At 71.6% G+C, this 6,949-nt stretch carries 6 protein-coding genes; 3 read left to right on the top strand and 3 right to left on the bottom strand.

Features of this window, described 5'->3' with window-relative positions; all coding sequences use genetic code 11:
• Positions 1-54 precede the first annotated feature (54 nt).
• Both ACFTZC_RS21800 and ACFTZC_RS21805 read left to right on the top strand, forming a co-directional pair.
• Positions 55-1,044: a LacI family DNA-binding transcriptional regulator gene (locus ACFTZC_RS21800; protein WP_382892147.1), complete on the top strand. Its 990-nt coding sequence runs from the start codon at positions 55-57 to the stop codon at positions 1,042-1,044.
• A 170-nt stretch (positions 1,045-1,214) separates the two neighbouring features.
• Complete coding sequence (locus tag ACFTZC_RS21805; RefSeq protein ID WP_382892112.1) at positions 1,215-1,487, top strand: hypothetical protein; 273 nt, start codon at positions 1,215-1,217, stop codon at positions 1,485-1,487.
• Positions 1,488-1,521: 34 nt separating this feature from the next.
• Here the strand turns inward: ACFTZC_RS21805 and ACFTZC_RS21810 are convergent, their stop codons facing one another.
• Together ACFTZC_RS21810 and ACFTZC_RS21815 are read right to left on the bottom strand one after the other, a co-directional pair.
• Positions 1,522-2,565: a hypothetical protein gene (locus tag ACFTZC_RS21810; RefSeq protein ID WP_382892114.1), complete on the bottom strand. Its 1,044-nt coding sequence runs from the start codon at positions 2,563-2,565 to the stop codon at positions 1,522-1,524.
• A gap of 31 nt (positions 2,566-2,596) precedes the next feature.
• Positions 2,597-4,273, bottom strand: a complete 1,677-nt coding sequence (locus ACFTZC_RS21815) for a DNA/RNA non-specific endonuclease (protein WP_382892116.1) — start codon at positions 4,271-4,273, stop codon at positions 2,597-2,599.
• Here ACFTZC_RS21815 and ACFTZC_RS21820 point away from each other — a divergent pair.
• Entirely contained in the window at positions 4,266-4,442 is a 177-nt protein-coding gene (locus ACFTZC_RS21820) for a hypothetical protein (protein WP_382892118.1), read from the top strand. The two genes, ACFTZC_RS21815 and ACFTZC_RS21820, sit on opposite strands and share 8 nt — an antisense overlap.
• 212 nt (positions 4,443-4,654) lie before the next feature.
• Here ACFTZC_RS21820 and ACFTZC_RS21825 read toward each other — a convergent pair.
• Positions 4,655-6,949, bottom strand: a 2,295-nt coding sequence (locus tag ACFTZC_RS21825; RefSeq protein ID WP_382892120.1) for a hypothetical protein, incomplete at its 5' end; no start/stop codon positions are given.

The following is a 6,949-nucleotide window of genomic DNA, read 5'->3' on the forward strand; positions in this document are numbered from 1 at the left end:
CACGGAGGCGCGGAGGCCGACGGGGACACCGGCGCGCGGGGCCGCAGGCCGCGGCTGGAGGATGTCGCCGAGCTGGTCGGGCTCTCCCCCGCGTCGGTCTCCCTCGTCCTCAGGAACGCCCCGGGGCCCAGCGCGCAGACCCGCGAACGGGTCCTCGAAGCCGCGGCCCGGATCGGCTACCGCCCTGACCGTACGGCGAGTCTGCTGGCGCGCCGGCGCAGCCGCGTACTCGGCGTCACCTTCGACATCCGCAACAGCTTCCACGCCGAACTGGTCGAGAACCTGTACGTCGCGGCCGAGGCGGTGGGGTACGACCTCGCGCTCTCCACGCTGACGCGCGTCCGCGACGAGGGCCAGGCCGTGGAGACCCTGCTCGACTTCCGCGCCGAGGCGCTGATCCTGCTCGGCACCGAGCTGCCCGCCGCCCGGCTGGCCTCGCTCGACCGCGGGCTGCCGGTGATCTCCGTCGGGCGGCGGATCGCGGCGGCCGGCCTGGATGTCGTACGCGCCTCGGACGACGAGGGGCTGGGCCGGGCGGTGGCCCACCTGGTGGAGCTGGGCCACCGCGACATCGCCTTCATCGACGGGGGCAGCGGCGGCATCGCGGCGGACCGGCGCCGCGGCTACCGCACCGCCCTGCGCGCCCACCGGCTCGCCGACCGGATCAGGGTGGTCCCCGGCGCCCACACCGAGGAGGCCGGGGCGCGGGCCGCGGAGCGGCTGCTCGCGGAGGGCGCGCTGCCGAGCGCGGTCATCGCGTGCAACGACCGGTGCGCGGTGGGCGTGTTGAGCGCGCTCGGCCAGGCGGGGGTCTCCGTACCGGACACCCTCTCGGTCGTCGGCTACGACGACAGCGTCCTGTCCCGGCTGGCCAGTTTCGACCTCACCACCGTCAGCCAGAACCCGGAGGAACAGGCGCGCCACGCGGTGGCGGCGGCCGTCGAACGGCTCGACGGGGGGCGCTCGGCCCCGCGCGAGATCGTCCTGACACCGCGCCTGGTGGTCCGCGGCACGACGGCGGCGCCCCGCGCGGACAGCCGCTGACGGCTACCGGGGCCGCTCGGCCCGGCCCCGGCGGCAAGCCGGCCGCCTGGATTCCGGCCGCCGGGCCGTGAGGCGAGTGACGAGCGATGTCGGGCCATCGTGGCCACCGCGATCGGACTCCGACCGCGCACGCGCCGGCATCGGCTGAGCCCCTGGCGCCCGAGGCCGCGTTGCAAGCGGCACGCGACGGTTACGCCGCGCTCGTCGCGGACCGGACCATCCTGCGTTTCCTCATGCACGCGAACTGCGCCGCCGGCGAACCGCTGGTCGGACAGGCGGTACGTAGCTGCTACGCCAAGCAGGTCGCCACCGTTCAGCGACTGCTGGGCAACGGCGACGCCGTACGGAGCTGGTTCGGCGCCGGAATGCTCGACAACGTGGCCGCCGTGCTGGGACCGGCCGACATCGACGAGCCGTGGGCGCACGTCCTCACCGCTCGGTAGGTGACGTCCGGGAGACGAATGCGTCCGCGATCGCTCACTGGATCAGCTCGATGTGCGGATGATCCGGGGATGCCGGGCAGACGTGGAGTTGCAGGTCGTAGCCGCCGGCGATGTCGAGGTGGGTGAAGTGTCCGGCCCGGGTGCCCAAGAGACGCGGGGTCGGGTTGATCCGTTCCTCCTCGGTGATCCAGGTCTTGCTCCCGGAGTCCCATTCCGAGGAGGCGATGGTGAGGAGCGGGACCGCCTCGGTGCCGCACTCGGGGCAGGGACGGGGGATGGGGTCGGTGAGGCCCCAGCGGGTCCAGCCGCCGGTCTTCCAGCCGGGGGCGTGGCAGAGGTTGTTCAGGTAGAGCTCGCCCGGGTCGTCCGCGTACGTGTTGTACAGCGCGGGGTCGATCGTCTCCCAGCGGCTGATGTCGGCCATCTGGTCCCGGAGTTCTTTGTCCAGCTCCATGGGGTTGGGGAGATCGGTGACCTGCTCCGGTGAGAACAGGCACGGCTCCGGTAGGTAGCAGTCCAGCTGGACGATGGGCGGCTCGGGTGGTGCGTCGAGGACATCGGTGATGGTGGCGGAGGACCGCCAGAAGAGGGCAGTTCGGGGGTGGGCGGCTTCCTCGTGGTCGAAGGGGCACCAGAGGACCTGGAGGAGGTCCGCGTCGGGCGGCCGCGTGAAGGCGGTGTCACGGGCGTAGAGCTGGGCGACGGGGAGGAGGGGGATCGGGCCGTCGAACCATGGGCGGCCCGCGTTGAGCCGCTCCCAGGTCGCCAGTTCCTCGGGGGTCCACTCGGGAGCGTCGGGGTCGAGGCGCAGCCGATCGGACGCCGCGGCGCGGTCACGGCGGAGGAGCCTGACGTCGTCGGGTGAATGGACGACCAGCGCCGCGCGGCTGTCGTGCGGCTCGTTGCAGTGTGGCCACGGGTCGTCGGCGGGCCACAGGAGCGGCCCGCCGACAGCGCTGTCGTGCACGGACGGGGACCCGGGGCGTGGGTGCAGCCGGGTCGCTGTGCGCGCCAGCGGGGCCAGCTGAGGGAAGAGCGCGGTGATGTCGAACGGCCGCGGTGGGGTGGTGAATCTCATGCCGGCTCCCGTTGGCGCGGACTGGGCGGGATCAGTTACCGAGGTTGAGCAACCCGGTGTTCCCTTGGGTGTTGGTGACGTAGACGTTGGGGAACAGTTCCTCGGTTGTCCCGTTGGCCCTTTGGATGGTGGCGTTCATCGTGACGCCCACCGGGATGGTGCTGTTCGCGTTCTTGTAGACGGGTGTCACCTGGTAGAAGATTGCGTCGTTCATTCCGAGACCGGAGACAGTACCCTTGACGAGATTCTCCGCCATGGTCTCGTAGGTCCGCATGCTGGGTGTGCCCGTGTTCATCCCGGAGTGCCAGCAGGGGACGAGGTTGAACCGAGTGAGCTCACTCGTGCCCCTTCCGCCCAGGACTCTCGCGATGAGATGACACCGGTCCAGCCCGAAAGTGACTCCCTTCTCCTTCTTGAACTCCTCCGCGTCCTTCCAGCCGGTGATGTAATTGCTGGTTCCGGTCCCCTCTTCGGTGTTCCGCCCGACGCATGCCTGCGCCCGGGTCGGCCGATCTCCGGCCCCGTCCGCCGGGACTTTCTGGTTGATGAGAGGAACCGGCTCGGTGGTGTTCTTGAACCATCCGTCGCCGTTGAGAAGCGAGCCGGCCGGCGGAGGGTCGTTCAGGCAGCTGGCCTGCGGGCCGGTGTCCGGCGTCGAGAGAGGCAGCTCGAACTGGTCGCCGTCGATCACCCGCTGGTCCGTGAAACCGTCGGCGAGCTGCGTGTCGGCGAACTGCTTCTCGGCGGGCGTGACATGGGCCTGCACGCAGGGCGAGGCGGGGTCCACGACACGGGCGTCGTTCAGGATGTACGTGTTCCATTCGCCGCTGCCGAGGTTGGGGATCACCTCCACGCACCGGTCGCCGGGGGCACCGCCCTCCTTCGCCTCGCCGAACGGGAAGTCACCGCAGCTGTCGGCGTCGACGAGTTCCGTCTGCGCCGTGAAGCCCCCGCATGTGCTGGCGGTGCGGGCGGCCACGCCGCTCGTCGACCGGGTCAGGGGACTGCCCTTCTTGCCCCAGGCGCCGTTGAGGTTCTTCTGCGCCCAGTCGTAGGCGGCGACGGCGCCGCCCGGGTCGGAGCTCGTTGCCTTCATCGGCACGAGGGGCATGACCGAGGGGACGGCACAGCCCGCCGACGAGGTGCCCCCGACCACGTCGTCGCAGCGGATCCTTTCGGGGTTGTCCCACGAGGCGTTCGGATCGACGGCCGTGGCGCCCGGGGAGGTCACGTACATCTTGTACCCGGTGGTGAACTCCGCCTTGGCGCCCGGGGCGGGAGTCGAGGAATAGGTGACGGCACCGGTGAGGGACTGGCCGACGGTGAGGTCGCCGCCGTACCAGGGCGCGGTCTGTGTCGTCGTGCAGCCGGTCGTGCAGGAGGCGCGGAACTTGGCGTTGAGGGCGGTGACGGCGTTGCTCGCTCGGGTCATCTTCACGGTGACCTGCTCGTTCCAGGTCGTACCCTTCTTCGGGAGCGTCGCACTGGTGGAGACCTCCAGGGTTCCGCGTCCGAGCTCCCTGCCGTTGCTGTCACGGAGGATGTAGACGACGTTCACCCCGGTCACGCAGTACCCGAAGCGCGTGTAGGTGTAGTTGCCGGGGCTGGTGATGTCGCAGCTACCCGTGTCCGCCGCCCCGGCGGGGCTCTGCCGCTCCGTTGTGTCCTGCTCCGCAGTGTGCTTCGCGAGGGCGGGGCGTGTGCTCACACATGTTGCGGCGGCGCCCGCCCGGCGCTCCCTCGAATCCGCGTCCGTGGGTGCGCAGTTCTCCCCGGAGGCCACCCTGATGGGCCGGCTCTCGGTGGGAGTGGGAACGTCGGTCGGTTCGGGCAGGTCGAGTCTGCTCACCTGGCGGGGGGACGCCTCCGGCGCCTGAGGAGTCGGCGCCATCCCGGTGGTGGTGGCGCCCAGGGCCAGGACGGCCAGTAACGTGACGGCCGCGCGTATGTACCGTGTGAATAACGAGGATTGCCGCATCGTCGTAGAGGCCTTTCGGGTGTGACGTGCCGTGGGACCGGCCTGCCGGCGGACCGACCGCGTGCTGCCCGGGCGCCCTGGGCCGGGTGGGCGCGGCCGGTGTCGTGGTGGTCAGAGGAGTGATCCCAGTGCGCCGGTGATGGAGGAGACCATTTCCACACCTTCGTCGGCGATGGCGTTGAGTACGGGCACGGTCCGCCTGGCGATGGGCAGGAGCTGTCGGGACTGGCCGAAGGTGACCCGGTTGAGGAAGGTGGTCCCGGCGGTCCGCAGCAGCCGGGCGGCGCTGTAGCCGTGTTCCAGGCCGTCGAAGACGCCTTCCAGTGCTCCGGCACCCGCGGAGACGCCGGCGGCCCAACCGGCGACGGTTGCCGCCGGTGGGAAGACGAAGGAGGCGAGACCGAGGCCGGCGGCCGCGTAGCCGGCTCCCACACTGACGGCGCCGGAGGCATCGGCCCACCAGCCCGCGTCCTCCCACCAGCTCTCCTCCTCGGAGCTGCTGCCGTTCTGGTTGATCTCGTCGTGGGTCTCGCTGTCGGCCGGGTTCTGTCCGTTCTCCCTGTCGCGCTGCGCCTTCGCGGCGGCCTCACGCGCGGCCTGTGCGATCTCGGCCTTGCGTTTCTGGACGGCGATGGCGCGGGCCTGGCTGGCCGCGGAGGCGGCGGTGCTCGCGTCCTGGCCGGCCTGCAGAGCGGAGGCGCGGGCACTGGCGGCGGACGCCTGGGCGACGGCGGAGGAGTTCAGAGCCGAACGGGCGGCATCGATGGCCTTGTTGGCGGAGAAGTTCGCCGAACGGTTCGCGCCGCGAGCGGTTGCTGCCGCCGCTCGGGCCTGGTTCGCGGAGTTCTGTGCGGCTGATGCTGAGGCGTCGGCGGCGTCGGCGTTCTGCTTGGCCTGGTCGGCGTAGTCGGCGGCCTTCTGCGCGGAGGCCAGTGCCTTGGAGGCCCACTGCTGGGCTTCCGCGGCGGCCTGGCGGGCCTCCGCTCCTGCCTTGGACGCCAGGGCCGCGTTCTCCTGCGCCTTGTGGGCGATCTTCGCGGCGGCGGCTATGGCTCCCTGCATCGCGGCGATGTGGGTGGCGGAGTCGTGGTCGAGTTGGGCCGCGAGGTACTGCACCGCCAGCACAAAGGTCCGGCGCATCCACGACGGGCCCTCCAGGGCGACCTGCGCGTATGCCTTGGTGTAAGCGCCGCCTTTGCTCATGAGCGTCCCCACGGCGACCGAGTCGTCCTCGCGCAGGGCGGCGGGGTAGGTGCGGTCGAAGAAGTCCTGCACCGCCTCCGGGGTGTTGGTGTTGAGTGCGTCGTTGGCGGCCCGGCTGACGGCTTTGCCGGGCTTCTGACTGATGATGCGGCCGATCTGGATCTTGTTGTCGTCGCTGGCCGACCGGATCAGTCCGGAGGTGAGGAAGTCGCCCACCGCCCGGGCGTCGGAGCTCTCCAGCGCGGCCAGTGCCGCCTCCGCGACGGCGGGGCTGGATATCTGGGCGAGGTAGAGGACCGTTTCCCGGTCGTCCTGGTGCTGGGCGACGGTCCGGTCGAGGTCGATCCACGAGAAGAGGTCGTTGTCACTGCCGGCGAGGGCGAACTGAGCCGCTTCCCGCGTCCACGCGCCCCTGGCGCTCAGGAGAGCGGTGGCGGCCTCGCGACCTCTGGTCGCGGCGCGCGTCAGATCACCGGAGAGCAGAGCCTCCTCGGCCGACCGGATGAGGTCCTTGAGGGCCTGGGCGATCTGCTGTTCCTGGGCGCGCTGGTTCTCGTACTCGGCTCTTTCCTCTTCCTCGATCCGGGCCAGCAGCCGGGCCTCGTCGATTCCCTGCAGTCTCTCCTGTTCCAGCCGGGCCAGCTCCGCCTCCCGCGCGGCCTTCTCGACGGCGATGGCGGCTTCCACGGTCTTGGTGGCGGTGTTGGCGGCCTTGACGGCCTCGGCGGCGTGGGCGGTTGATCTGTTGGCGTAGTCGATGGCCTGGCCCGCGTACTTCACGGCCTCGTCGGCGGCGTCGGCCGCCTTCTCCGCGTGGCCGGCGGCGGAGTTGGCGGCGTCGCGCGCGGTACGCGCCGCGGCGGCTGCCGTGTTGGCCAGGGCCTGGGCCGCGGACGCGGCTGCGGTGGCACGGTCGGCCGCGGTGCCGGCGATCTCGGCTTGGCGCCTGGCCTCGGCCGCCTCCGACTGCGCGGCGCCCGCCGCGGCAGCGGCCCGCGCGGAGGCGGACGCGGCGGCTGCGGCGTTGCGGGCGGCCGAGGCAGCCGAGGCACCGGCGCTCGCGGCCTGCACGGACGCGTTCGCCGCGTGGTCGGCGGCCGCGGCGGCTGTACGGGCCCGCGCGGCCGAGTTACGGGCGGCGACCGCGGCGTTCTTGGCCGCCGCGGTCTTGGAGGCGTCCTTGGAGGCGGCGATCGCGGCGTT

It is taken from the genome of Streptomyces sp. NPDC056987 (assembly GCF_042673865.1).
Classification (GTDB): Bacteria; Actinomycetota; Actinomycetes; order Streptomycetales; family Streptomycetaceae; genus Streptomyces.